The 25,438-nt window shown below is 60.3% G+C and carries 25 protein-coding genes; 12 read left to right on the plus strand and 13 right to left on the minus strand.

Annotated features, from left to right (window positions below):
* The first annotated feature begins 9 nt into the window (after positions 1-9).
* The 5 genes from HME9302_RS05425 (at position 10) to HME9302_RS05445 (ending at position 4,770) form a co-directional block, all read left to right on the plus strand.
* On the plus strand, positions 10-852 hold the full coding sequence (locus HME9302_RS05425) for a ComF family protein (RefSeq protein ID WP_115366172.1): 843 nt from the start codon (positions 10-12) through the stop codon (positions 850-852).
* A 356-nt stretch (positions 853-1,208) separates the two neighbouring features.
* Positions 1,209-1,616 carry a phosphoribosyl-AMP cyclohydrolase gene (gene hisI, locus HME9302_RS05430; protein WP_115366173.1) on the plus strand — a complete coding sequence of 136 codons (408 nt, stop codon included), beginning with the start codon at positions 1,209-1,211 and terminating at the stop codon, positions 1,614-1,616.
* A 31-nt stretch (positions 1,617-1,647) separates the two neighbouring features.
* Positions 1,648-2,139 (plus strand): MerR family transcriptional regulator, encoded by a 492-nt coding sequence (locus HME9302_RS05435; RefSeq protein WP_115366174.1) that lies wholly within the window; start codon positions 1,648-1,650, stop codon positions 2,137-2,139.
* Between the two features lie 65 nt (positions 2,140-2,204).
* Complete coding sequence (locus tag HME9302_RS05440) at positions 2,205-4,007, plus strand: acyl-CoA dehydrogenase C-terminal domain-containing protein (protein ID WP_115366175.1); 1,803 nt, start codon at positions 2,205-2,207, stop codon at positions 4,005-4,007.
* A 217-nt stretch (positions 4,008-4,224) separates the two neighbouring features.
* Positions 4,225-4,770 carry a hypothetical protein gene (locus HME9302_RS05445; protein WP_115366176.1) on the plus strand — a complete coding sequence of 182 codons (546 nt, stop codon included), beginning with the start codon at positions 4,225-4,227 and terminating at the stop codon, positions 4,768-4,770.
* A gap of 106 nt (positions 4,771-4,876) precedes the next feature.
* Here the strand turns inward: HME9302_RS05445 and cysK are convergent, their stop codons facing one another.
* The 4 genes from cysK to tyrS all read right to left on the minus strand — a co-directional run bounded on the left by cysK (position 4,877) and on the right by tyrS (position 8,925).
* Positions 4,877-5,797 (minus strand): cysteine synthase A, encoded by a 921-nt coding sequence (cysK, locus tag HME9302_RS05450; protein ID WP_115366177.1) that lies wholly within the window; start codon positions 5,795-5,797, stop codon positions 4,877-4,879.
* A complete protein-coding gene (locus HME9302_RS05455; protein ID WP_268243474.1) occupies positions 5,794-7,149 on the minus strand; it encodes an MFS transporter in 1,356 nt (451 codons plus the stop codon). Before HME9302_RS05455 ends, cysK begins: the two co-directional genes overlap by 4 nt.
* 62 nt (positions 7,150-7,211) lie before the next feature.
* Complete coding sequence (locus HME9302_RS05460; RefSeq protein WP_181815800.1) at positions 7,212-7,550, minus strand: PilZ domain-containing protein; 339 nt, start codon at positions 7,548-7,550, stop codon at positions 7,212-7,214.
* A gap of 142 nt (positions 7,551-7,692) precedes the next feature.
* Positions 7,693-8,925, minus strand: coding sequence for a tyrosine--tRNA ligase (tyrS, locus tag HME9302_RS05465; protein WP_115367501.1), 1,233 nt, complete (start codon positions 8,923-8,925; stop codon positions 7,693-7,695).
* A gap of 132 nt (positions 8,926-9,057) precedes the next feature.
* On the opposite strand from tyrS, the gene HME9302_RS05470 reads away from it, so the two are divergent.
* Complete coding sequence (locus tag HME9302_RS05470) at positions 9,058-9,540, plus strand: DOMON-like domain-containing protein (RefSeq protein ID WP_230079881.1); 483 nt, start codon at positions 9,058-9,060, stop codon at positions 9,538-9,540.
* Positions 9,537-10,766 (plus strand): exo-beta-N-acetylmuramidase NamZ family protein, encoded by a 1,230-nt coding sequence (locus HME9302_RS05475; RefSeq protein ID WP_115366180.1) that lies wholly within the window; start codon positions 9,537-9,539, stop codon positions 10,764-10,766. The genes HME9302_RS05470 and HME9302_RS05475 overlap by 4 nt, the downstream gene beginning before the upstream one ends.
* Here HME9302_RS05475 and HME9302_RS05480 read toward each other — a convergent pair.
* The 4 genes from HME9302_RS05480 to HME9302_RS05495 form a co-directional block, all read right to left on the minus strand.
* Entirely contained in the window at positions 10,744-11,616 is an 873-nt protein-coding gene (locus tag HME9302_RS05480; protein WP_115366181.1) for a DUF817 domain-containing protein, read from the minus strand. The two genes, HME9302_RS05475 and HME9302_RS05480, sit on opposite strands and share 23 nt — an antisense overlap.
* A 13-nt stretch (positions 11,617-11,629) precedes the next feature.
* The gene (locus HME9302_RS05485; protein WP_115366182.1) at positions 11,630-12,811 is read right to left on the minus strand and encodes a vWA domain-containing protein; all 1,182 of its coding nucleotides are present in this window, start codon (positions 12,809-12,811) and stop codon (positions 11,630-11,632) included.
* A gap of 9 nt (positions 12,812-12,820) precedes the next feature.
* Positions 12,821-13,669, minus strand: a complete 849-nt coding sequence (locus tag HME9302_RS05490; RefSeq protein WP_115366183.1) for an AAA family ATPase — start codon at positions 13,667-13,669, stop codon at positions 12,821-12,823.
* A gap of 68 nt (positions 13,670-13,737) precedes the next feature.
* The gene (locus tag HME9302_RS05495; protein WP_181815695.1) at positions 13,738-15,048 is read right to left on the minus strand and encodes a serine hydrolase; all 1,311 of its coding nucleotides are present in this window, start codon (positions 15,046-15,048) and stop codon (positions 13,738-13,740) included.
* 221 nt (positions 15,049-15,269) lie between these two features.
* Here HME9302_RS05495 and HME9302_RS05500 point away from each other — a divergent pair, with 221 nt between their 5' ends.
* The gene (locus tag HME9302_RS05500; protein ID WP_115367502.1) at positions 15,270-16,472 is read left to right on the plus strand and encodes a bifunctional alpha/beta hydrolase/OsmC family protein; all 1,203 of its coding nucleotides are present in this window, start codon (positions 15,270-15,272) and stop codon (positions 16,470-16,472) included.
* A gap of 4 nt (positions 16,473-16,476) precedes the next feature.
* Here HME9302_RS05500 and parE read toward each other — a convergent pair whose 3' ends face one another.
* Together parE and HME9302_RS05510 are read right to left on the minus strand one after the other, a co-directional pair.
* The gene (gene parE, locus HME9302_RS05505; RefSeq protein ID WP_115366185.1) at positions 16,477-18,468 is read right to left on the minus strand and encodes a DNA topoisomerase IV subunit B; all 1,992 of its coding nucleotides are present in this window, start codon (positions 18,466-18,468) and stop codon (positions 16,477-16,479) included.
* A gap of 88 nt (positions 18,469-18,556) precedes the next feature.
* On the minus strand, positions 18,557-19,729 hold the full coding sequence (locus HME9302_RS05510) for a penicillin-binding protein activator (RefSeq protein ID WP_115366186.1): 1,173 nt from the start codon (positions 19,727-19,729) through the stop codon (positions 18,557-18,559).
* 157 nt (positions 19,730-19,886) lie between these two features.
* On the opposite strand from HME9302_RS05510, the gene rsmI reads away from it, so the two are divergent.
* The 4 genes from rsmI to HME9302_RS05530 are packed head-to-tail and all read left to right on the plus strand — an operon-like array spanning position 19,887 to position 22,717.
* Positions 19,887-20,741, plus strand: a complete 855-nt coding sequence (rsmI, locus tag HME9302_RS05515) for a 16S rRNA (cytidine(1402)-2'-O)-methyltransferase (protein WP_115366187.1) — start codon at positions 19,887-19,889, stop codon at positions 20,739-20,741.
* Positions 20,738-21,100 (plus strand): YraN family protein, encoded by a 363-nt coding sequence (locus tag HME9302_RS05520; protein WP_115366188.1) that lies wholly within the window; start codon positions 20,738-20,740, stop codon positions 21,098-21,100. Before rsmI ends, HME9302_RS05520 begins: the two co-directional genes overlap by 4 nt.
* A gap of 13 nt (positions 21,101-21,113) precedes the next feature.
* Entirely contained in the window at positions 21,114-22,067 is a 954-nt protein-coding gene (gene gshB, locus HME9302_RS05525) for a glutathione synthase (protein WP_115366189.1), read from the plus strand.
* 44 nt (positions 22,068-22,111) lie between these two features.
* Positions 22,112-22,717: a DedA family protein gene (locus HME9302_RS05530; RefSeq protein WP_115366190.1), complete on the plus strand. Its 606-nt coding sequence runs from the start codon at positions 22,112-22,114 to the stop codon at positions 22,715-22,717.
* Here the strand turns inward: HME9302_RS05530 and HME9302_RS05535 are convergent.
* From HME9302_RS05535 to rdgB, 3 genes are read right to left on the minus strand one after another with little or no spacing between them, the layout of a single operon-like run.
* Positions 22,714-23,631: a tyrosine recombinase XerC gene (locus HME9302_RS05535; RefSeq protein ID WP_115366191.1), complete on the minus strand. Its 918-nt coding sequence runs from the start codon at positions 23,629-23,631 to the stop codon at positions 22,714-22,716. The genes HME9302_RS05530 and HME9302_RS05535 overlap by 4 nt on opposite strands.
* On the minus strand, positions 23,628-24,779 hold the full coding sequence (hemW, locus tag HME9302_RS05540; protein ID WP_115366192.1) for a radical SAM family heme chaperone HemW: 1,152 nt from the start codon (positions 24,777-24,779) through the stop codon (positions 23,628-23,630). Before hemW ends, HME9302_RS05535 begins: the two co-directional genes overlap by 4 nt.
* A 10-nt stretch (positions 24,780-24,789) precedes the next feature.
* Positions 24,790-25,419, minus strand: a complete 630-nt coding sequence (gene rdgB / locus HME9302_RS05545) for an RdgB/HAM1 family non-canonical purine NTP pyrophosphatase (RefSeq protein WP_115366193.1) — start codon at positions 25,417-25,419, stop codon at positions 24,790-24,792.
* Positions 25,420-25,438: the final 19 nt, after the last annotated feature.

A 25,438-nucleotide genomic window follows, 5' to 3' on the forward strand; every position in this document is an offset into this window, starting at 1 on the left:
CACGACTGCATGGAAACCCGCTCCTTTCTTGGTCGGCTTGGCCATGAGGTCGGGGAAGCACTGACGCCGGCGGTGGACCTTGCATTTCCGCCGCGTTGCGCGCTTTGTGGTGACGCCATTGCGGCGCAGACCGGGCTGTGTATCGACTGTTGGGCAACGCTGGCTGTACCGGGCGAGCCATCTTGCCGATTATGTCAGCGACCGCTCGCGACAGGGCCCCTCGACGGCGAGCCGGTTTGCGCTCCATGCTTGGCCGATGCGCCGCGCCATAACGGCATTGCGGCGGCGACGTTGTATAACGAATCGTCCCGGCAGCTGGTTTTGTCGTTCAAGCATGGCCGACGCCTTGGCCTCGCCCCGGTGTTGGCCAGGCTGATGGCGGCACGGCTACCCACGCTGGAGGGGAACTGGATATTAATCCCGGTTCCGCTTCATCGGCTGCGTTTGTGGAAACGCGGGTACAATCAGGCTGTGCTCCTCGCCAGCGGCATAGCCCGGTTGCGCGGACTGCCATTGCTGCGCGAAGGCTTGATCCGAAGGAAATCGACGCCATCACTGGGCGGGTTGGGCAAGCGTGCCCGAGCAAAAGTTCTGACGGGCGCACTTGCCGTAAACAAGCATCATTCAGAAACGATTAGGGGTGCCAATATCATACTTGTCGATGACGTGCTGACTTCAGGCGCTACATCGGATGCGTGTATCAAGGCATTGAAAAAAGCCGGAGCGAACAAAATAATGGTGTCATGCTTCGCCCGTGTCATGGACGAGGCGCTGGATAATGCGCACCACGCAGCACCCAATACGGACTTACTCCTGAATTCGGACACCGCATACGAAAACGCCCGGGGCTGAAACCCCGGGCGCCGCGTGACGAAAATCGCTGGGCCACAGTGGCGGTTGCATCGGATCCCCGTTGCCGGTTCTCCTCACGCCAGTCCCCCAACCGGCAAGTGCAATTGGTCCGCGCAGGCCCAATCCTCATCGTGCAAAGGGCGCGCACCATCAACGGTGGTGTTGCGGCAACCCTCTCCCCGAACCCCGGCATGCTTCCGATGCGGGTATTCGATAACCGCGTCATTCCACCACCAGACATATTGTGAAAGAGCGCAATCATACTGGCCTGTATTTTGCGCCGGAAATGTTGTTATCGTGCAACAAGCACGTTTCGTCCCCCAACCGGCCCCTCCCTCAAGCTTTTCGAGCAACCCATGTCCAACACGAAAACGCCAATCTCAGCCGGCCCTTCAGACCTCGCCGTAAACGAGCGCGAGCAGGGCAGGTCGTTCCAGCCGAAATTCGATGCAGCGGGGTTATTGACTGCCGTGGTGATCGAAGAGTCTACTGGTCGGATTCTGATGGTAGCCTTCATGGACCGTGAAGCTCTGGACCGCACTATTGCGTCAGGCAAAGCGCATTTTCATTCCCGATCGCGGGGCAAACTATGGATGAAGGGAGAGACATCCGGCAACACCCTCACCGTAATAGATATACTGGTCGATTGCGATCAGGACGCTCTCGTTCTGCTAGTAAGCGCTGTTGGACCGGCCTGTCACACGGGCGCGGCAAGTTGCTTCTACCGCCGAATGGATGACGGACGACTGGCTCCCGTTACTTGACGCTTACGTAAGCGGCTGTTAGGTGCCGTTCATGGCAACACAATATTCCGATAAAGAAAGTCGCGGCGGGAACGCCCGCGGTTCCACCGTGCACACCGCGCAGCGCACCGGCGCGCATATCGATCGCCCTGACCATCTGCAGCGTGAACACTACTCCATTTCAGACCTGACCGGCGAGTTCGATTGCACGGCGCGCGCCTTGCGATTTTACGAGGATGAGGGGCTGATCGCACCGTCTCGCGCCGGGCTGACACGCATTTATTCCAAGCGTGATCGCGCGCGGCTTGCATGGATCATGCGGGCCAAAAATGTCGGGTTCAGCCTGACCGAGATCAAGGAGATGATCGATCTTTACGATCTGGGCGACGGCCGCATCGAGCAGCGCCGTGTCACGGTGGAAAAATGCCGCAACCACGTTGCTAAACTAAAAGCGCAGCGGCGTGATATCGATTCCAGCATCAAGGAACTGACGGGGTTTATCGCAGAAGTCGAAAGCCTCGACCTGGAACGCAAACCCGACTGATCCGAACTACCTTTCCATTACAATCGAGCCCCTCCGGGGCGCCGCACTATTAGAAAGCCACCATCATGCCGACCTATACAGCACCCACTCGCGACACCCGTTTTGTAGTGAACGAGGTTCTCGACCTGCCTAGCTACGGCAACCTTCCGGGTTTCGAATCCGCAACGCCCGACATGATCGATACGGTCATTAACGAAGCCGGCAAGTTTTGCGCCGAAGTGCTCGCGCCGCTTAATCAGATCGGCGATCAGGAAGGCTGTACGCGCCATGCCGATGGCAGTGTGACGACACCTACCGGCTTCAAGCAGGCATACGAACAATATCGCGAATCAGGCTGGGGCACGCTGGCACATCCAGAAGCGCATGGCGGGCAGGGCATGCCGCATGTGCTGGGTTTCGTAGTCGAGGAGTTCATGGCAACGTCGAACCAGGCGTTCGCCATGTATCCCGGACTTACGAATGGCGCGATCTCGGCCATCGTAGCGGCGGGCTCGGACAAGCAGAAAGAGACTTACGTTCCCAAGATGGTGTCGGGCGAATGGCTCGGCACGATGAACCTGACCGAGCCACATTGCGGCACTGATCTTGGCCTAATCCGCACCAAGGCCGAACCGCAGGCCGATGGCAGCTATGCCATTACCGGAACGAAAATCTTCATCTCGTCGGGCGAACACGACCTGACGGACAATATTATCCATCTCGTGCTGGCGAAAACGCCGGGTGCGCCGGACAGTTCGAAAGGCATTTCGCTGTTTATCGTGCCGAAGGTGCTGGTCAATGAAGACGGATCGCTGGGCGAAAAGAACACGCTTGCCTGCGGTTCCATCGAACACAAGATGGGCATTCACGGCAACAGCACCTGCGTCATGAATTACGACGGCGCGACCGGCTATATGGTTGGTGAGGAGAACCGCGGGCTGGCGGCCATGTTCATCATGATGAACGCGGCACGCCTGGGCGTGGGTATCCAGGGGTTGGGCCAGGCCGAAGTGTCCTACCAGAATGCCGTAAATTACGCACTAGACCGCCGTCAGGGCCGCGCCCTGACTGGCCCCGCCGAACCGGAAGCCAAGGCCGATCCGATCTTCGTCCACCCCGATGTTCGCCGAATGCTGATGGACGGCAAGGCATTCAGCGAAGGGATGCGCGCGCTCGCATTGTGGGGCGCTTTGCAGGTGGATCTGACGCACAAGGCGCAGACCGAAGAAGAGCGTGAGCGCGCCGATATGCTTATCAGTCTGATGACGCCGGTCATCAAGGGCTACGGGACCGACAAGGGTTATGCCATCGCGACCGATATGCAGCAGGTCTATGGTGGCCACGGCTATATCCAGGAATGGGGCATGGACCAGTTCGTGCGCGATGCCCGTATTGCCATGATCTACGAAGGCACTAATGGCGTGCAGGCGATGGATCTGTGCGGTCGTAAGCTTGCGCGTGACGGCGGCAAGGCAATCCAGGCCTTTTTCGAGCTGGTGGGCGACGAAGTGGCGGCGGTGAAGGGCACCGATCTGGAAGATATCGGCACGGCTTTGGAAAAGGCACTCGGCCAGCAACAACAGGCCACCATGTGGTTCATGCAGAATGCGATGCAGAACCCCAACCAGCTGGGGGCGGGTGCACATCACTACATGACGATGATGGGTATCGTGACGATTGGCCTGATGTGGCTGAAAATGGCCCGCGTCGCCGCTGAGGCACTGAAAGGCGAGCCGGAAGACAAGGCCTTCTACGAGGCGAAGCTTGTTACTGCCCGCTATTATGCCGACCGGTTCCTGCCCGATTGCGGCGCGCTGCGCCGAAAGATCGAGGCAGGTAGCGAAAATCTGATGACGCTGGGTGAAGAGGCATTTGCCACCGCCGCATAACGCACCACGAACCACTATCATGACTTTGAAACGGGCGGCCTGCGGGTCGCCCGTCTTAGTTTCGATGCGATCACACGTGCCAGTCGTGCGATCAGTTTGTTGCAAATTTCGCTTTGCCGCGAAGATAATTACAATTCGTCGAAAAGCGACTGGTTCTATCGGCCAGGATGACGATGTTTGATGGTGACAGGGGGTTTGCTACGTATTGGAGCAACCGATGTCGCTTAAACTCAATTCTATTTTCTTCCGCGCACCTGGCGCTATTCTTGCCTGTTCCTCAGCCGCGCTTCTTGCTCAAGATACCGGCACGGTGGACGAGGTGGACGGCCATGGCGCTGCCGTGATTGTCGCAGATCAGGAAGCTTCGGCTCCGGACGAAGTTACCGCGCAGCCTACGCCTACGCAGCAACCTGACGTGCCCGCCGAGCCGCCGGTCCCGCCGGTACAGGAGGTTCCGACCGAGCCGGTAATGCCGCCACCACCGACCATCGATACCGATAATGACGGAGTGATGGATGCCTGGGACCGCGACGGTAATGGCATGGCGGATATTTGGGACCTTGATGGCGACGGTGTGCCCGACGCGATCGACGATGATGGTGATGGCCGGCCGGACCGGGTGGCTCCGCCAAAGGATGGCTCGCAAGATGAGGCTGATACGAGGTTGGACCCGCAGTCTGACACCATGTCCGATATGGGGGACTACCCTCCGAGCGATACCCCGACGGACGAAACTCCGGATGTAGCGGACCCGGACGGCTGATAGTCGCGAGCTAGGGGGGAAGGAAGGCGGCGCGGTTAGTCCCTGATCGCGCCGCCTTTTTCGTTCGGGTGCTCAGCCTGCAGGATGCGGCTGAGCGATTATATATTCATGCTTCGGGCAAGAAGTCCGGGACCGACAGATATCGCTCGCCGGTATCGTAGTTGAAACCCATCACGCGCGCGCCGGGCGCCAGGTCAGGCAGCTTCTTCGCAATCGCCGCAAGTGTCGCGCCGCTGGAGATACCCACCAGCATACCCTCTTCCCGCGCAGCCCGCCGTGCCATTTCCCGCGCGTCTTCCGCATCGACCTGAATTGCACCATCGATCGCCTGTGTGTGCAAATTACCGGGAATGAAGCCAGCACCAATGCCTTGAATAGGGTGTGGGCCGGGCTGTCCGCCGGAGATTACCGGCGAAGCTTCCGGCTCGACGGCATAGGCTTTCATATCCGGCCATGTTCGCTTCAGTTCTTCTGCGCAACCGGTCAGATGACCGCCCGTACCGACACCGGTTATCATCGCATCGATAGGAGCGTCGGCGAAGTCTTTGAGGATTTCCTGAGAGGTCGTGCGGACATGAACCTTGTAATTCGCCTCATTGTCGAACTGTGAGGGCATCCATGCGCCATCCGTTTGCTCGACCAATTCACCAGCGCGCGCAATTGCAGCCTTCATGCCGCCTTCCTTCGGGGTGAGATCGAATGTCGCGCCGTAGGCCAGCATGAGCCGCCGACGTTCGAGCGACATGGATTCCGGCATCACAAGCACCAGCTTGTAGCCTTTGACAGCAGCAACCATAGCAAGCCCGATCCCGGTGTTGCCGCTGGTCGGTTCGATAATCGTGCCACCCGGTTTCAGCGCGCCGCTGGCCTCGGCATCCTCGACCATGGCGAGCGCGATCCGGTCCTTGATGCTGCCACCGGGATTGGCGCGCTCGCTTTTCACCCAGACCTCGTGATCGGGGAATATCCTGGCGAGGCGGATATGCGGCGTATTGCCGATCGTGGCGAGGATGGTGTCGGCCTTCATGGGGTCTGCTCCTGCGTAATCTGATTGTCCGGGTTTCGGTCGCGTTCCGGATTGTCCGGTTCATCTATCAATTCATCAGGCGGGTCAAAGGTCCGGGTGGTGCGCAAAACCGGGAAGACACGGCTCCACAAGGCAACCGTCACCACCGCCCCGATGCCGCCGCTGACAACAGCGATAACCGGGCCGAACAGGAACGCGAGACTGCCTGAAAAAAAATCGCCGAATTCGTTGCTTGCCGAGATCGTCAGCATGGAGACGGACGACACCCGCCCGCGCTTTTCATCGGGCGTGTGCATCTGGATCAACGACTGCCGGATGTAGACGCTGAACATGTCGGCGGCTCCCACCACGAACAGCAGCGCCAGCGATAGCGGCATGGATTTCGACAGCCCGAAGCCGATGGTTGCGAACCCGAAAATCGCGACCGCCCACAGCATTTTCGGGCCGACACCGGTCTTCAGCGGGCGGAAGGAGAAGAACAATGCCGTCAGCGCAGCCCCGACAGCCGGAGCTGCGGCAAGCTGGCTCAACCCGGTCGAACCAACCTGCAGGATGTCCCGCGCATAGACAGGGAACAGTGCGGTCGCACCGGCGAGGAACACCGCAAACAGGTCAAGCGTAATGGCCCCCAGCACCATCTTGTTGTGTACGACATAGCGTAACCCGTCGACGATCTGGGCAACCGGGCGCTGCGATCCCACACGGTTCGGCCCCGGCACCTTGCCGATCATGCTGAGCGCAACGAGGCAGACAAGGAACAGCAGCGCCGCCACTGCATAGGGAAGGGCGGGCGCAATTATATAGAGATATCCGCCGATAGCCGGGCCGACGATCATGCCAACCTGCCAAGCGATGGACGAAAGCGCGATCGCATTGGGCAAAATCGCCTTGGGCACCAGATTCGGTGCAAGCGCGCTCAGTGCAGGGCCCGCAAAAGCGCGCGCAATGCCGAGAAAGACGGCGATAGCGAAAAGCGCCGGGATGGTGATAGCGTCGGTATGGGTCAGCAATGCCAGGATTGCAGCGCAAAGGAGCTGCATGGCCACGGTGATGCGTGCCACGTTCCTGCGGTCGAAACGGTCCGCGGCCAGTCCGGTAAACGGCGTCAGCAGGAATAACGGCACGAACTGCAACAGGCCGATCAATGCCAGCTGACCCGAGGCCTCGCCCACGCTCATCCCGCCATCGCGCGCGATATTGTAAGTCTGCCATCCGATGATCAGCAGCATGGCATACTGCGCCAGCGTCATGGCTAACCGCGCCGCCCAATAGGCGCGGAAGTTGGCTATCCGGAACGGTGATGTGCCAGCGGGCGGTATGGCGGCGTCAGTCTCTGATGCGGTATCGGTCACCGCGCCGCCATGGCATTGGGACCCGGCCCTGCCAACCGCGTCTGCGAATTAAGAAACGTGTATCAGCGTGCGCGATTGGTTCGTGAGTTGGGTTTTAGTTCCTCGATCATGGCAAGGAAGTCATCGAGGCGGATGATCCGCTCGAACTGAAAACCGGCACGCTCGTCGCGGGTCCAGATGACATAGGCTTCGATCCGTCCGATGACGGGCATGCGGATGATTGCCCGTTCGCCACGCTCGAGCGAGTTGGCATCGTCGACCATGAATCCATTGGCCGAAACATTGCAAATGTGCAGCTTCACATCGCCCCGGTCGCGATGTTCCGCGATAACCGGATGATCCACAGGATGCCGCGTGGCACGCCGTAAATCCGTTACTGTCAGTTGTGCTCCAGCCATGATCGGACCACCACCCTCCCTAAATTAATTGAGGGACCTTAGTGATCGGAAATGGCTGACATACGGTTAAGGAGGATTGTCCTATTATGGCACAAAACGGCGCTTTGCTGCGGGTTTCGGCACTAATGTCGAAGGCAGGCCGGGCCTATTTCGCGACGAGCAATCCGTGTTTCTTTTTACCCAGGCTCAACCGCAATTGCTCACCCGCGGCCGGTACCACAATCAGTCCAGGGTCGGATACCGCGCGATCGTCGAGACGGACTGCACCTTCTGCAACTTTGCGCTTCGCTTCCTTGCCCGAACCCGCAAATCCTAATGCCACCAGTGCGGCACCGATGCGAATGCCTTCGCCATCGACGGAAAGCGTCGGCAGGTCCGCCCCGATCCCGTCGCCGGCAAACGTCTCGGTCGCAGTTGCCGCCGCCGCTTTGGCCGCGTCGTTCCCCCGCACCAGTGCCGTGACTTCGTCGGCAAGAACTGTCTTGGCGGCGTTGATCTCGCTGCCTTCCAAGGATTCGAGCCGCCCAATTTCCTCCAATGGCAGATCGGTGAACAGCCGCAGGAACCGGCCCACGTCACGGTCATCGACATTGCGCCAGTATTGCCAGAAATCGTAAGCTGGCAGACCTGCCTCGTTAAGCCACACCGCGCCGGCGGCAGTCTTGCCCATCTTTGCGCCATCCGCCGTCGTCAGCAGCGGCGTAGTCAGCCCGAATAGCTCTGCACCATCCATACGGCGTCCCAGCTCCACGCCGTTCACGATATTGCCCCACTGGTCGCTGCCCCCCATTTGCAGGCGCACACCCTGCTCCTTCGCAAGATGCCGGTAATCGTAACCCTGCAGGATCATGTAGTTGAATTCGAGGAAAGTGAGGGGCTGTTCGCGCTCCAGCCTGAGCTTCACCGAATCGAAGGTCAGCATCCGGTTTACGGTGAAATGCGTGCCGACCTTCTGCAGCATCTCGATGTAGCCCAGATCGCCGAGCCAATCCTGATTGTTGACCATGACCGCGTCGGTCGGTCCGTCACCGAAGGTAAGGATCTGTTCGAAAATCGTGCGGATGGATGCGATGTTCTCGTCGATCGCCTCGTCCGTCAGCATCTTGCGGCTTTCATCCCGCCCGGACGGATCGCCGATGCGCGTGGTGCCGCCGCCCATCAGCACGACCGGCTTGTGACCGGTCTGTTGCATCCGGCGCAGCAGCATGATCTGCACCAGGCTGCCAATATGCAGCGATGGCGCGGTTGCGTCGAAGCCAATATAGCCGGGCACAACTTGCTTTGCCGCAAGCGCATCGAGTGCCGCTGCGTCGGTAGCCTGATGGATGTAGCCGCGCTCGTCCAGCAGGCGCAGCAGATCGGAATTGTATTGGCTCATCGGTTTTGCTTTCGTAACGCGCGGCGCGGGTAGCATTTGCGGAACTTGGGGGGAAGGCGCGTGGAAACTTATCGGTTGCAGGCGCATCCGGCGTGCCCGCCGCAATCCATAACCGGCGTTCGTGCGTCGGTCGTGTCCTTTGACCAAGACTGGCTGACGTTGCGATGGCGCGTCGATGGCAGCGGCAATTTGATGCTGCCACCATTTGCCGGAAAGACGCGCCGCGACGAATTGTGGTCGACCACCTGTTTCGAACTGTTCCTTCGGACTGAGGGTGAGGAAACTTACACCGAGTTCAATTTCAGTCCATCGGACGCCTGGGCCGCTTACGACTTTACCGCTCGGCGACAGAGGATGAGGCCACGGGCCCTTTCACGCCCACCGGTCTGCACGATGCGTCCAGGTCGCACGTTCGCGCTGTTCGATGTGGCTGTTCCTGCATCAGCTCTGCCGGCAATCCCGGCCGCCTTGGGTTTGACGGCTGTGCTGGAGGAAACCGGCGGCAACAAGAGCTTTTGGGCGATGGACCATGGAGCGGCGGATAGCGGTAAGCGACCCGACTTTCATGATCCGTCTTGCCTCGCCGCGCGGCTTGCGGCAACCGGCGCATCATGAAAACTTCCGTCCCGTTCGGCATCGACCGCCTGCTTTCCGACCAGACCCTGAGCGCTCCGCTGGACGGTAGACGCGTAGCGCTCGTCGCGCATCCTGCGTCGGTAACTGCCGATCTCACCCACTCGCTCGATGCGCTTATCGCGGCCGGCGTCAACGTGACCGCAGCCTTCGGTCCGCAGCATGGGCTGAAAGGCGACAAGCAGGACAACATGGTCGAAACGGCGGACGAGATCGATCCGCAATACGGCATTCCGGTGTACAGCCTGTATGGCGAAGTACGGCGTCCCACCGAACAGATGATGTCCAGCGCCGATGTATTCCTGTTCGACCTGCAAGACCTCGGTTGCCGTATCTACACATTTGTCACCACTTTGTTGTATCTGCTTGAGGAAGGCGCGAAGCAGGGCAAGACAGTGTGGGTGCTGGACCGCCCGAACCCGGCGGGCCGCCCTGTAGAAGGTACGCTGCTGGTGCCGGGTTATGAAAGCTTCGTTGGCGCTGCAGCCATGCCGATGCGCCACGGGTTGACCATGGGCGAAATGGGTCATTGGTTCATCGACCATTTCGGCCTCGATGTGGATTACCGCGTGATCGCGATGGAGGGCTGGCAACCGGCCGCCGGTGGTAACGGGTTTGGGGGATATGGCTGGCCGCAGGACCGGGTGTGGATCAATCCCAGCCCTAATGCGGCGAGCGTGAACATGGCGCGCGCCTATGCCGGAACGGTAATGCTGGAAGGCGCGACACTGAGCGAAGGACGAGGCACTACGCGTCCTCTGGAAGTGCTGTTCGGAGCGCCAGACCTGGACGCCTCGGCTGTCCTTGCGGAAATGCACCGGATTGCGCCAGAATGGACGACCGGCTGCGCGCTGCGCGTATGCCATTTTGAACCGACGTTCCACAAGCACGCAGGGGCATTGTGCAACAGCCTTATGGTGCATGCCGAAGGGCCGTTCTACGACCATTTCGCGTTCCGCCCATGGCGCTTGCAGGCGCTCGCATTCAAGGCAATCCGCAGCCTTTATCCTAACTACGATTCGTGGCGTGGTAAGGACTTCAACTATGAATATACTGACGATGTGCTGGCGATCGACGTAATCAACGGTGGACCGGCTCTGCGCGAGTGGGTCGATAACCCGGAAAGTGCCCCGGCCGATCTGGATAGGCTGGCCTTACCGGACGAGGCGGACTGGGCTGAAAAGGTTAGGCCGCACCTTCTCTATTGAGTTTGGCAACAAAAGCTTTCGGCTTCTGGATCGAGGCGACGAGTACGAACGAGATCAACATCAGTAAATACCAGCTTCCCAGTTTGGCGAGGCCGACAAGCTGCCAGTCCCGTTCCTGATCCGGATAGCGCCACGCATTGGCAAACGTCGCGATGTTTTCGGCGAACCAGATAAACAATGCTACCAGCCCGAAGCCCACAAGCATCGGCATTGCGCGATAGGTTTGCCAGGGTTTGAAGTGCACCCGGCACTGCCACCATACCAACGCAGTCAGCACGAACAGCACCCACCGCATATCGGCAACATAATGATGCGCGAAAAAGTTTACATATATCGCGACGGCCAACAGCCAGGTTGCCCATAATGGCGGGTAGGCGGAAAACCGAAATTCGAAAATTCGCCAGATACGTGCAATGTAACTGCCGACAGCCGCGTACATGAAACCCGAGAATAGCGGCACCGCTCCAATATGAAGCAGGCTTTCTTCAGGATAGGTCCACGATCCAACAGCGGTCTTGAACAGTTCCATCACCGTTCCGACCACATGGAACACCAGTATCACCGCTGCTTCGCGCACGGTTTCCAGCCGGAACAACACGAGCGTTACCTGGATCGCAATCGCGGCGAGCGTGAGAAAGTCATATCGGTGCAGCGCCGCGTCATCTGGATAGAACAGATGGGTGGCAAGCAGCAGGGCAAGCAGAAGACCACCGAACAGACAAGCCCACGCCTGCTTGAAGCCGAACAGCAGAAATTCGTATACACCCTTGCGCCAACCGGAACGCGGAACGCGCGCCTCAAGTGCCAGGCGAATAGCATGGAACCGGCTATGTCGACGGGCTCCTGTCATCAACGTCCGACCGTCAGCCCACCTTCCGGCTCAACTCCCGCATCGCATCGTCCAGCCCATCCAGCGTCAGCGAGTACATGCGATCGTTCAGCAGTTGCTGGATCATCTTGGTGCTTTGGGAATAACCCCATTGCTTTTCGGGTACCGGGTTGAGCCAGACGGTGGCCGGGTAGGTGTTGGCCACACGTTGCAGCCACACCGCGCCCGCTTCTTCGTTCATATGTTCCACACTGCCGCCAGGATGGGTGATTTCGTACGGGCTCATTGCGGCGTCGCCCACGAATATTACCTTATAGTCATGGCCGTATTTGTGGAGAATATCCCACGTCTTGGTGCGATCGGCCCAGCGGCGTTTATTGTCCTTCCACACGCCTTCATACAGGCAGTTGTGGAAGTAGAAGAATTCCATGTTCTTAAATTCACTGGTTGCGGCGCTGAATAGTTCTTCCATCATCTTGACGAACGGATCCATCGATCCGCCAATGTCAAGGAACAGCAGTAGTTTTACCGCATTGCGGCGTTCGGCGCGCATATGGATATCGAGCCAGCCCTGTTTGGCCGTGCCTTCGATCGTCGCGTCGATATCCAGCTGGTCCTGAGCCCCTTCACGCGCGAAACGGCGCAAGCGGCGCAGCGCCATCTTGATGTTGCGAGTGCCCAGCTCCTTGGTGTTGTCGAGGTTCCTGAACTCTCGCTTTTCCCAGACCTTCACGGCGCGCTTATGCTTGCTTTCGCCGCCGATGCGCACGCCTTCCGGGTTGTAGCCGGAATGGCCGAAGGGTGATGTGCCGCCCGTGCCAATCCATTTGTTGCCGCCTTCGTGGCGTTTTTCCTGTTCCTCCAGCCGCTTCTTAAGCGTGTCCATGATCTCGTCCCAATCGCCCAGGCTTTCGATCTTGGCCATTTCTTCCTCGGACAGGAATTTCTCGGCGACTGCCTTCAGCCAGTCTTCCGGAATATCGACAGGGTTCTGCCCGTAATCGGACAACAGGCCCTTGAATACCTTGTTGAACACTTGGTCGAACCGGTCGAGCATGCCTTCGTCCTTCACGAAGGTTGCGCGGGCGAGGTAATAGAACGCTTCGGGCGTCTGCTCGATCACATCCCGATCGAGCGCCTCGAGCAGCGTCAGATGCTCCTTGAAGCTTGCCCCGATCCCGGCAGCGCGCAATTCGTCGGTGAAGTCGAAGAACATCGGTTGCGCTTACGTCTGACGCCGCGACATGAACGCCAGACGCTCGAACAGCATCACGTCCTGTTCGTTCTTCAGTAGCGCGCCGTGCAGCGGCGGAATGGCATTGTTGGGATTGCTGTCCTGCAGCGTTTCCAGCGGCATATCCTCGTTCAAGAGCAGCTTCAGCCAGTCGAGCAATTCGCTGGTACTGGGCTTCTTCTTCAGTCCAGGCACTTCACGCAGTTCGTAGAAGATATCCATCGCCTTCTTCACCAGCCGTTCCTGGATGCCGGGGTAATGCACGTCGATAATTGACTGCATCGTGTCGCGGTCGGGAAACTTGATATAGTGGAAGAAACAGCGGCGCAGAAACGCGTCCGGCAGTTCCTTCTCATTGTTCGAGGTAATGACAACGATCGGGCGTTCCTTGGCCTCGACCCGCTCCTGCGTTTCGTAAACGTCGAAGCTCATCCGGTCGAGTTCCTGCAACAGATCGTTAGGAAATTCGATGTCAGCCTTGTCGATCTCGTCGATCAGCAGCACCGGCAGTTCAGGCGCTGTGAAGGCTTCCCAAAGCTTGCCTTTCTTGATGTAGTTGCGGATGTCGTGAACCCGCTCCTCACCAAGCTGACCGTCACGAAGGCGCGCAACCGCATCATATTCATACAGGCCCTGCTGCGCCTTGGTGGTGGATTTGATATTCCATTCGATCAGTGGGGCGCCCATGGCCTTGGCCACTTCATGCGCCAGCACTGTTTTGCCGGTGCCCGGTTCACCCTTGACCAACAGCGGGCGGCGCAACGTGACCGCCGCGTCTACGGCCACTTTCAAATCGTCTGTCGCGATGTAGTCTTTGGTACCCTCGAAATGCTGACTCATCGGTTTTCCTATGCAACTTGCTTTGCGCACCGCGTTAAACAGCAGAGGGGGGCAGGGGCAAGTGCGGATTAAGGATGGGGTAGCGACAACAGCCGATTGGCCAGCATTTCCATCTGCCGGGCATCGACGGGTTTGGCAGGGTCGTTCCAGTTTATGGCAGCCATGTGCCAGGCCCCGGCTTCGTCCTGCAGCAGCCAGGTCAGATTGAGCACACCGGGTTCAGAGCCGCCTTTGAACCCGATATATTTCCATTTGTCGGCTGCCGCACCAGAAAGTGACGGGTTCACGGCGAGTATGTCGCGCGCAGTGCCATCTTCCAGATCGACGATCCGCTGCAACAGCCGGCGCAGATCTTCGCCGCTGGCGAACCATTCGGCAGTATCGATCGCGGTTGGGGTGGTGAAGGTCGGTACCGTGATCCTTGCGGGATCGCCGCCAAACCGTTCGCCCATCTCGGCCAGAATGACGCGCCGGGTTGCCTCGTCGCCGCTGATATAGCGCTGGCGTAGACCGGGATCGCCCTTCAATGCAAACAGCTCAAGCGTTGTCAGGAACGGCAGGGTGCGCGACGGCATCGCATGACCGCTGTTGCGCAGTTCCATCTCGATACGATCCCGGCCAAGCAGTGCGATAAGCTGGTCGGTGGCGGTGTTGTCGCTGACGGAAATCATCAGCGTCGCTAGAGTGTGGACGGTGACTGGTGCGCCTTTCGGCCAGGTATGCAGCGAACCGCTTGGCAAGGAACGGGTTTCGAGAGCGACCACTTCATCCCATGAATGCTCGCCAGCATCGACAGCCTGCGCCAGCGCGGACAACACATACAGTTTGAAAGCCGATCCGATCGCATATTGCCCCGCTGCGTCGAGCGCGAAGGTCGGCGTTGCGTCATCCGCCAGCGGTGCGAAGAACACGCCCACACGGCCAGGCAGCGCTTTGAAGTCTTCTTCCAGCGAGCCTTTGTCGACGTCCAGCGGTGTGACCTCGTTAAGCAATAAACCGTCGATCAGGGGCGGCGTATCGGCCGTTATTCGCATAGGGCCAGCCACCAGAGCGTTTTCAAATTGCAACGTCAGCTTCGCGGAACCCGGTCCTGTGACTTCGACCGAGTCGACGCCGACTACCGCCCCGAACCGTGCGGTCATTTGCGCATTTACGGTTGCCAGCGTCGCTGGGGGCACGCTGGCGAGGAATGCCGGACTGAACAAATCCTCCGCCTCGGCAGCGCCTTTGAAAAACGCGACCACATCTTCGGCACGTTGTTGCAGGTTTGTTTCGGCGATCTGTGCATCGGTCGGCGCAGCATTGTCCTGTGCCCATACGGTGGGCGCAAAAGCGGTAGAAGCTGCGGTAAGCGCCAGTGCGGCAATCAATTTGATCATAAGCAAAACTCCCTGTTGCATGCGTGTTAGCAGAATTGAATCCGACAGGTCAGGCCTGCACTTTTGACCAAGCGACCGCGATGGGGGCGAACTTTTGGCGCACGCTTGTCGATGGTAGACGGTGCGCGGCAATTCTTACAAGGTTGCGGCGACGTTTTAATTAGCGGCGCTGATCGGATGTCGGTCACATGAAACGCCCACAGCTTTCTGCGGAGAATTTTATGCCCACCGAATCCATCAGGATCAAAACTACGCTTGGGCACGAGCTATCCGGTTCGCTCGAACTGCCAACCGGTCTGGTGCGCGGTGCCGCCCTGTTTGCACATTGTTTCACCTGCACGCAGAAAAGCCGCGCGGCCGTGGCGATTACGCGTGCACTGGCGGCGCGCGGCATAGCCAGTCTGCGCTTCGACTTCACGGGCCTCGGCGGAAGCGAAGGCGAGTTCGGGCGGGCGGGGTTTGCTACCGACGTATCCGATCTGGTGGCGGCGGGGCGGTTCCTGGCCGGGCGTTTCGGAGACGGTATCCTGCTGGTTGGACATAGTCTGGGCGGGGCGGCGGTTCTGGCCGCGGCCGAACAGATGGGCGGTGTGGCCGCAGTCGCCACAATCGGCGCGCCTTCGGATGTGCCACACGTGCTCGAGAATATCGAGGGCGACCTTAAAGCGATCGAAGCATCCGGAAGCGGCGCGGTAACTATTGGCGGACGCAAGTTCGATCTATCGTCGGAGTTCATCGCAAATACCATGCAGACCGACCTTCTGGAGCGGGTGGCAGCCATGCGCCTGCCCATGCTGGTGCTGCATTCGCCCACCGACCAGATTGTGGGTATCGAACATGCTGGCCAGATTTTCGACGCGGCATTCCATCCCAAAAGTTTTGTTAGCATGGCGGGCGCAGATCACTTGCTGCTCAATAAGGAAGACGCGGCATTCGCGGCTGACATGGTCGCCAGCTGGGCCAGCCGGTATCTGCCGCTTCGCGACGAACTGGAAATGCCGGAGAACGGGGTGATCGTGCGTACTGGCAATGGAAAATTCGGCACCGAAGTTCACACCGAATCCCACCGCTTCGTAGCCGACGAGCCTGCTTCCTATGGCGGCGACGACACGGCACCGACCCCTTACGATCTGCTCAACGCCGCGCTCGGCACGTGCACCGCCATGACGATCAAGATGTATGCCGACAGGAAGGGAATGGCGTTCGAAGGGACGACGATTCACATCACCCATGACCGCGACCACGGCACAGATTGCGACCATTGCGAGGACGGCGCAAGGATCCAGTCACTCGACCGCCGGATCGAGCTGCACGGGGATTTGTCTGCAGAAGAACGTGCAAAACTGATAGAAATCGCCGACAAATGTCCAGTCCACCGCACCCTTGAGGGGGAGCTGCATATTCACACGGACGTGGCCGACTGACCAATCACGCGTCGATCAGGTCGCGGTCCATGTCGCCGGCGTTGTTCTGGATGAAGTTGAACCGGTGTTCGGGGTTGCGGCCCATTAGCTGATCGACCAGTTCCTTTACTGCCGCGCGCTGTTCGAATTCGGGCGGCAGGGTAATGCGGATCAGGCTGCGCGTCTCGGGGCTCATCGTCGTTTCGCGCAATTGCGCCGGGTTCATTTCGCCCAAACCCTTGAACCGGCCGACTTCCACGTTCTTGCCCTTGAATACCGTCGCTTCCAGTTCGGCGCGATGCGCGTCGTCGCGCGCGTAGCGGTTTTCCTTGCCGGCGGTCAGGCGGTAAAGCGGCGGCTGCGCCAGATAGAGGTATCCGCCCCGGACCACTTCGGCCATTTCCTGGAAGAAAAACGTCATCAGCAGCGTGGCGATATGGGCGCCGTCCACGTCAGCATCGGTCATGATGATAATGCGGTCGTAACGCAGATTTTCAGGATCGCAATCCTTGCGCGTGCCGCAACCCATCGCCAGCGACAGGTCGGCAATTTCGGAGTTCGCGCCGATCTTCTCCCGCGTGGCGCTGGCGACATTCAGGATTTTGCCGCGGATGGGCAGGATCGCTTGGGTCTTGCGGTTGCGCGCCTGTTTGGCGCTGCCCCCGGCGCTGTCGCCTTCCACGATGAAGAGTTCGGTCTCGCCTTCGCCTTCGCCGGAACAGTCGGTCAGTTTCCCCGGCAAGCGTAGCTTTTTGGCATTGGTGGCGCTTTTGCGCTTGATCTCGCGTTCCTGCTTCCGTCGCAGGCGTTCGTCCATCCGCTCCATGACCTGGCCGAGCAGCGCCTTGCCGCGCTCCATATTGTCGGCAAGGAAGTGGTCGAAATGATCGCGCATCGCGTTTTCGACCAGGCGTGACGCTTCGGGAGAAGTTAGCCGGTCCTTCGTCTGCGACTGGAATTGCGGTTCGCGCACAAAGACGGACAGCATAACTTCCGCCCCGTTCATCACGTCGTCCGCAGTCAGGTCCTTCGACTTTTTCTGTCCCACCATATCGCCGAACCCGCGCAGCGCCTTGGTCAAAGCCGCCCGCGCGCCCTGTTCGTGGGTGCCGCCATCGGGAGTGGGGACGGTGTTGCAATACCAGCTGGTGGAGCCTTCGGAATAGAGCGGCCATGCAATTGCCCATTCCACGCGGCCCTGACCTGTTCCATCATCGCCGCCGGGAAAATTCTGGTTGCCGGAGAACGGAACCGCAGTGACGCATTCGCGCCCTTCCAGTTGCTCTGCCAGATGGTCCGCCAAGCCGCCGGGAAACTTGAAAACCGCCTCGGCCGGTACGTCATCCGTGACCAGCGCCTCGTCCAGCTTCCAGCGGATTTCAACACCCGCAAATAGATACGCCTTGCTGCGCGCGAGCTTGAACAGGCGTTTGGGGCTGAACATGCGTTTGCCGAAAATTTCCGTATCCGGCGTAAAGATCACGGTGGTGCCGCGCCGGTTCGGGGTCGGGCCTAATTCCTGCAATGCGCCGCTGGTGATGCCCCTGGAAAACTCCTGCGCATAAAGCTGGCGGTCGCGTGCCACTTCCACGCGGGTGTCCGAAGAAAGCGCATTGACCACACTGACCCCCACACCGTGGAGGCCGCCACTAGTGGCGTAGGCCTTGCCAGAGAACTTCCCGCCGGAATGCAGCGTGCCGAGGATCACCTCGAGCGTCGACTTGCCGGGAAATTTGGGATGTTCCGCAACCGGAATACCGCGTCCGTTATCCGCAACCGAGAGCCGGTTGCCTTCCATCAGGTGCATTTCGATGCGGGTCGCATGGCCGGCCACAGCCTCGTCCATGGCGTTGTCGAGCACTTCTGCGGCAAGATGGTGCAGCGCGCGGTCGTCGGTGCCGCCGATATACATGCCGGGCCGCTTGCGAACGGGCTCAAGCCCTTCCAGCACCTCGATCGAGGATGCGTCGTAATCGCCGCTAGAGGCGGGTGTATCTGCAAACAGATCGTCGGCCATGGCGCAGGCTATAGGCTGCTGTCTTGCGCAGCGACAAGCCGCGCGCACGAATTATCGTCGATCGCAGCGATTTCTGTCCTGATGAAACCTAATTCGCGGGGACGGCATCGCGGAAGACCGTCGGGGCGGGGTCGATTTCCACCACGCTGCCGCCCCGGATCTCGCGCACTTCCATGGCGCGGTCCACCATACCATCCCTGTCGAAACGGAACACACCGTCGAGGCCGAGGAAACCGCCGCGATCATACAGTTGGCCGATTGGGAAAGGTTCCCCCACGCGCCAGTCCTGCGCTACTCGCAGCGTCAGAAGCACCGCGTCATAGCCGAGCGTTGAGACACGATAGGGGCGTTCGCCGAAGCGTTCTTCGAAACTGTCGGAAAACCGTTTAAAGCGGCTATCCGATATTGCGGAAAACCACGCACCGCGCAGCGAAGGCGTGCGGGTGACCGAACTGACTCCGCTCCACAATTCGGTGCCGATTACCTTGATCGTGCCGGTACCGCGCGGACGCAGGATGTCGGCTGCCTGCTTGGCGAGCGACGCGTTGTCCGCCAGCAGCACGGTGTCGAACCCGCCGCGTGCGTTCAACCGGGTGGCAGCGCCCATGATGGAGGTGTTGGAACGTGCGTAACGTTCTGTCCGTACAAAGGTCGCGCCGGTTTCCAGCAACGCTGCCGAAAGCGCAGCTTCGGCGCGGTCGCCATAGCCACCCTCGGGCAGGATTGCGGCAAACCGCTGCGAACCACGCTCCCGTGCATAGGCCACCGTCCGGGCGATCGATTGTTCGGGAGCCTGTCCCAGCATGAACACATCAGGCCGCGCGACGCTGCCATCGTTTGAGAATGCGAGCACCGTAACGCCTGCCGGTTTTGCCTGAGCCAGCACCGGCGCCACATTCTCCGGCATCAGCGGGCCGAGAACCAGCGCATTCCCATCGGCCATGGCGCGTGCCGCTGCGCTGCTGGCACCGGTGGCGGTATCATATGTCGTGATGCGCAAATTGGCGGCATTGGTGTCGAGCAGCGCCATAGTAGCGGCATTGGCGATCGACAGGCCGACGCTGGCGTTGCGCCCGGTAGTTGGCACGAGCAACGCGATCCGGTGGCGTTGTTCGGCGTCCTGCGGCAGGTTGGAGACAGGCGGGGCGGGCACGGGAACCGCGACCGGCGGCGGAGTGCGCGGCGGTTCGTAAGACGTGCCGGGGCGCGATGTGTCGGGAATGATCTGACAAGCGCCCAGCAGCGCCGCGCCAACCATCATACAAGCCGTCCGTCCCAGCCGGCGAGCCGTAAACGCTTTTGACAGGCCGCTCACGCTACTAGGCTCGCTATCCGGCCGTAATGCATCTTCACCTCATAGGCCTTCACCATGTTCATGCTTGCCGCTCCCGTCCTTCATGGTCCATTGCGCGTGCACCATGACCGATGATGCGCCGTCCCTGTTACCGGGACTCTATATTGTAGCCACGCCGATTGGCAATCTTGGCGATATCACCCTGCGCGCGATCGAGACGCTGCGGGGTTGCGACGGTGTGGCTTGCGAGGATACGCGCGTTACTGGCAAACTGCTAAAGCATTTGGGGATCAGCAAGCCGCTGTGGCGCTATGACGATCATAGCGAGGAGCGGGACCGTGCGCGATTGGTGGCTTCGATGGACACCCGCGCAGTGGTGCTGGTCAGCGACGCTGGCACGCCGCTGGTGTCCGATCCCGGGTTTCGGTTGGTACGCGAGGCACGGGCGGCAGGCATTCCCGTCACCAGCCTGCCGGGTGCATGTGCGGCGGTGGTCGGGCTGACGCTGTCGGGGCTACCCAATGACCGATTCATGTTTGCAGGCTTCCTGCCGGTGAAGGACAAGGCGCGACGCGATATTCTGGCCGAGCTGGCCAAGATCGAAACCACCCTGGTGTTCTACGAAACCGGGCCGCGACTGGTGAAGTCATTGGCTGCAATTGCCGCGGTATGCCCGGGACGGGACGTATCCGTCGCTCGCGAGCTGACGAAATTGCACGAGGACTGCCGGACGGGCGAGCCTGATGTGCTTGCCGAACATTACACGCAGCATCCGCCCAAGGGGGAGATCGTCCTGCTGATCGGACCACCGGTTGCCCGCGAGGCTTCGGGGGAGGATGTCGATACGATGCTGCGAGAGGCCTTGGCTGGCGAAAAGGCCTCTCGCGCTGCCGCAATCGTGGCGAAGGCGACTGGCCGTGAACGCGGCGAGCTGTATGCCCGCGCGATGGAGCTGCGTGCGGAAATGCAAACGCAATGACGGCTGCTCCGCGCCGCCAGCGCGCCGAAGCCAGCGGCCGGGAAGGGGAACGCGCCGCTGCGCTATGGATGCAGGCCAAGGGCTGGCGCAAGCTGGCAGAGCGCGTGAAAACACCGCGCGGCGAGATCGACCTTGTGATGAAGCGCGGCGGCACTGTGGCCTTCATCGAAGTCAAATTCCGCCGCAAGGCCGACGATCTCGATCATGCCATAGACGAATACCGCCTACGCCGGGTGGCGGGGGCGGTTGAGTGCGTAGCGCATGAATATGCGGGCGAGGGGGACGATATCAGTATCGACGTCATCCTGCTTGCCCCGCGCCGATTGCCGCGTCACATCGTCAACGCCTGGCAACCATAGGAACACGGCCGATATGACTACAAACCCTTTGCGTGTCGCGTTCCAAATGGACCCGATGAACAGTATCAATATTGCGGGAGATTCCAGCTTCGCACTCATGTTGGCGGCCCAGTCGCGCGGGTATGAATTATGGCATTACGATGTGCGTTCGATCGCGTGGCTCGATGGCAAAATCACTGCATATGCGGCGCCTGTAACAGTGCAGCAGGTTGAGGGCGATCACTTCGAACTGGGCGACTATCGCCAACTTGATCTCGCCGAAGATATTGATGTTATCCTGATGCGACAGGACCCGCCCTTCCATCTGGGATATATTACCGCCGCGCTATTGCTGGATCGGCTGAAGGGCAAAACGTTGGTGCTGAACGATCCGAAGGAGGTCGTGAACGCGCCGGAAAAAATGTTCGTGCTGGATTATGCGCAGTTCATGCCGCCTACACTGATTGCCCTCCATATCGACGATGTCCGTGCATTTCACGAACAGCACGGCCGGATTGTGGTGAAGCCGCTTCACGGAAATGGCGGCAAGGCGATTTTTCGGATCGAGGAGGATGGCACCAACCTTTCGGCGCTCACCGAAATGTTCGGGCAGATCTGGCACGAACCATTCATGGTGCAGCCGTTCCTTCCCGAGGTGGCCGAGGGCGACAAGCGCATCGTACTGGTGGACGGCGAAGTTACGGGCGCAATCAATCGTAAGCCGGGCAAGGGCGAATTCCGCAGCAATCTGGCGCAGGGCGGCTATGCCGAACCTGCCGGGCTGACGCCGCGCGAAGAAGAAATATGCGCCGCGATGGGGCCCGAACTGAAGCGCCGCGGGCTATTGTTCGTGGGGATCGATGTGATCGGGGGCAAATGGCTGACGGAGATTAACGTCACCAGCCCGACCGGCATCGTGGCAATCGACAAGTTCAACGGCACCGACCACGGCACCCTGATATGGGATGCGATCGAAAAGCGGCTTTAGCCCCGATCTGCATGCCCAATCTGCTTGCCGAGCGTTGAGGCTTCATGGATGCCATCATCATCGCGGCCATCGCCAAAGGGGGCTATCTTGGCATCTTCCTTTTAATGGTGCTGGAAAACGTGGTCCCGCCGGTCCCTTCCGAAGTCATCATGGGACTGGGCGGCGTGCTGGTCGAACGGGGCCGGATGGATTTCTGGCTGCTGCTCCTTATCGGTACTACGGGTGCGACAGCAGGTAATCTGTTCTGGTTCTGGCTTGGACGCCGCTGGGGTTACGTAGGGATGCGACCGTTTGTGGAGCGACACGGCCGTTGGCTGACAATAGAATGGGCCGATATCGAGCGGGCCGCGGTGTTCTTTCGCAAACATGGGCAATGGGTAGTGTTCGTGATGCGCTTCTCGCCGTTTATGCGAACGCTGATATCCCTGCCGGCCGGGATGACCGGAATGGGACTTGGCAGGTTTGTGCTGTTCACGTTTACCGGCACGCTGATCTGGAATGCCGGGTTGATCATGGCAGGCGGGGCGCTGGCGCGCCATCTCGGTGAATCGCAGCACTGGCTTGGTATCGCCACGCTTACCGCCATCGGGCTGGGGCTGGTCTGGTATGTGCGCCGCGTATGGATTTGGCGACCGCGCGCGGATCGTTAGTCGCTGTCCGCTGCGGGTCTTTTCTGCTCGCGTGGATGCGCGCCGCGATAGGTCTCAAGCAATGTCGCCGCATCGACTTTGGTATATATCTGTGTACTGGAAAGGCTCGCATGGCCGAGCAATTCCTGCAGGCTTCGCAAGTCCGCCCCGGCACCCAGTAGATGGGTCGCGAAACTATGCCGCAGCGCGTGCGGTGTGGCCGTGCCGGGCAGACCGAGCGCAATGCGCGCCTGCCGCGCTGCCTTCTGCACCATCCCCTGCGACAACGCGCCGCCTTTTACCCCGCGAAACAGCGGCAGGTCCGGTGCGATGGGGTAGGGGCATTGCGCAATATAAGTCTCCACCGCTTCCGATATCAGCGGAAGGATCGGCACGACCCGCTGCTTGCCGCCCTTTCCGGTCACAGTCAGCGTCTGCCCCAATGGCACAGCCTTTCCGGTCAGCGAGAGCGCTTCCGCAATACGCAGCCCAGCACCATACAACAGCAAAAGAACTGCGCGGTCGCGCGCGCCGACCCATTCCTCCGCGGCCTGCGCACCTGCCAGATCGGCCATGTTCAGCGCGTCATCGGGCGTGACGGGGCGGGGCAGTCCTTTCTTGATTCGCGGGCCTCTAAGGCGCGGATTGGCGGCGTCCGGCAGACCAGCCTCTTCCCGCGCAAACGCAACGAAACTCTTGACAGCGGATAGCTCGCGCGCCGCACTGGCATTTCCTAAACCATCCGTCCGCCGAGCGGCCAGATGTCGGCGAAGCGCGTTGGTGTCGAGCCCGGCGACCTCGGCCCACGCTGCAAGGTCTTGCGCGTCGATCAATCGCTTCGCCGCAGCTACGTAAGCGCGCACCGTATGGGGACTGCGACGGCGGCCTTCGGTGAGATGCGCGCTCCACGCGGCCAGCAGGTCGGCGCGGGTCATCCCGCCACCAGTTCGGCGGGCACAATTTCGCCCAGAAGCCCATCCAGCAAGGGCATTCCATCGGGCGTAACGGTCAGATGCGATCCGGTCCGTTCAAGCATGCCAAGCTGTTCGTAAAAGGCCGCTCTGTCTGTATCGATCAGTTCGGCAGTCGTTGTGCGGAAGCGCGATGCGAGGGTATCAAGATCCACTCCCTCGGCCAGACGCAGACCCATCAACAGCGCTTCGCTCGCTTGCTCTTGCAAACCCAGTTTGCGACTCTCGAGCAGTCCGTCGCCGCGTGCGTCTATCGCAGCGAGGAAGTTTTCGGGCTTGCGATGCCGCTGTGTGGCCGAGCCACCGCGCCTTCCATGCGCGCCCGGCCCGATCCCGCAATAATCGCCGTACCGCCAATAGGTCAGATTATGGCGGCTTTCCTCGCCCGCGCGGGCATGATTGCTGATCTCATAAGCCGGAATGCCTGCCGCCACCGTCAGTTCGCGCGTGATGGCGAACAGGTCAGCCGCTTCGTCGTCGTCCATCGGCGCGAAGACCCCGCGCCGGACATCGGTGGCATAGCGCGTGCCCGGCTCGATGGTTAGCTGGTACAGCGACATGTGCCAGGTCCCGAAGCCGAGCGCGCGCGCCAGATCGGCTTCCCATTGCGCGGCCGTTTGGTCCGGTCGGGCATAGATCAGGTCGAAACTGACCCGGCCGAAATGGTCTTGCGCAGTATCCAGCGCCGCCAAGGCTTCACGCGTATTATGCAGCCGCCCAAGCCGGGCCAAGGCCTCATCGTTCAGCGCCTGCAAGCCAAGCGATACGCGGTTCACTCCTGCCGCCGCGATATCGGCAAAACGGGCCGCTTCAACCGAGGATGGGTTTGCCTCCAACGTGATTTCGCAGTCGGGCGCAAGCCCCCACAATCGGTCCGCTTCCGCGATCAACGACCCGACAATGGCCGGCGGCATCAATGACGGGGTGCCACCGCCGAAGAAGATGGAGGCGAGCGGGCCTTGCGGACTCTCCCCGTGTTCGAAACGCATGTCGGCCAGCAAGGCCGCGGCCCATAAATCATCATCGACCGTAGCGCGAACATGGCTGTTGAAGTCGCAATAGGGGCATTTCTTTTCGCAAAAAGGCCAATGGATGTAGAGCGCGCGTGCCACGCCGCCTGCCTTACTGCGGAAATTGCTCCGCCACCAGCTTGGCAAAGGCATCGGCGCGGTGGCTGATGGTGTGCTTTTCTGCCGGGTCGATTTCGGCGAAGGTTTGCTCACGTCCTTCGGGCACGAACACGGGATCGTAACCGAAGCCCATTTCGCCGCGCGGGGGCCAGGTCAGGCTGCCATTGCAGCGCCCTTCGTACACCGCATGGTCGCCATCGGGCCATGCAATCGCCAGGACACAGCTGAACCATGCCGAACGGTCCGCGTCCGGTCCTTGCGCGGCCAACAGACCCTCAACTTTGCCCATTGCAAGATACCAGTCGCGGCCTGCATCGCCTTCGAACCACTGCCGTTCGGCCCAGTCGGCGGTATAGACACCGGGCCGTCCATCCAGCGCAGCGACCGACAGACCGCTATCGTCCGCCAGCGCAACGATCCCGGAAGCCTCCGCCGCCGCACGCGCCTTAAGCAGCGCGTTGTCGACAAAGGTCGTGCCTGTTTCGGCTGGTTCGGGCAGGCCCAGCGAACCTGCCGACAGGCAATCCACCCCGTGCGGGTGCAGGAGGGCGGAGATTTCCTTCAGCTTGCCGGCGTTATGCGTAGCTATCACCAGCTTTCCGGGACCGAGGCGGCGGGTCATTCGGTTTATCCTTGTTCGG

It is taken from the genome of Alteripontixanthobacter maritimus (assembly GCF_003340475.1).
GTDB lineage: Bacteria > Pseudomonadota > Alphaproteobacteria > Sphingomonadales > Sphingomonadaceae > Alteripontixanthobacter > Alteripontixanthobacter maritimus.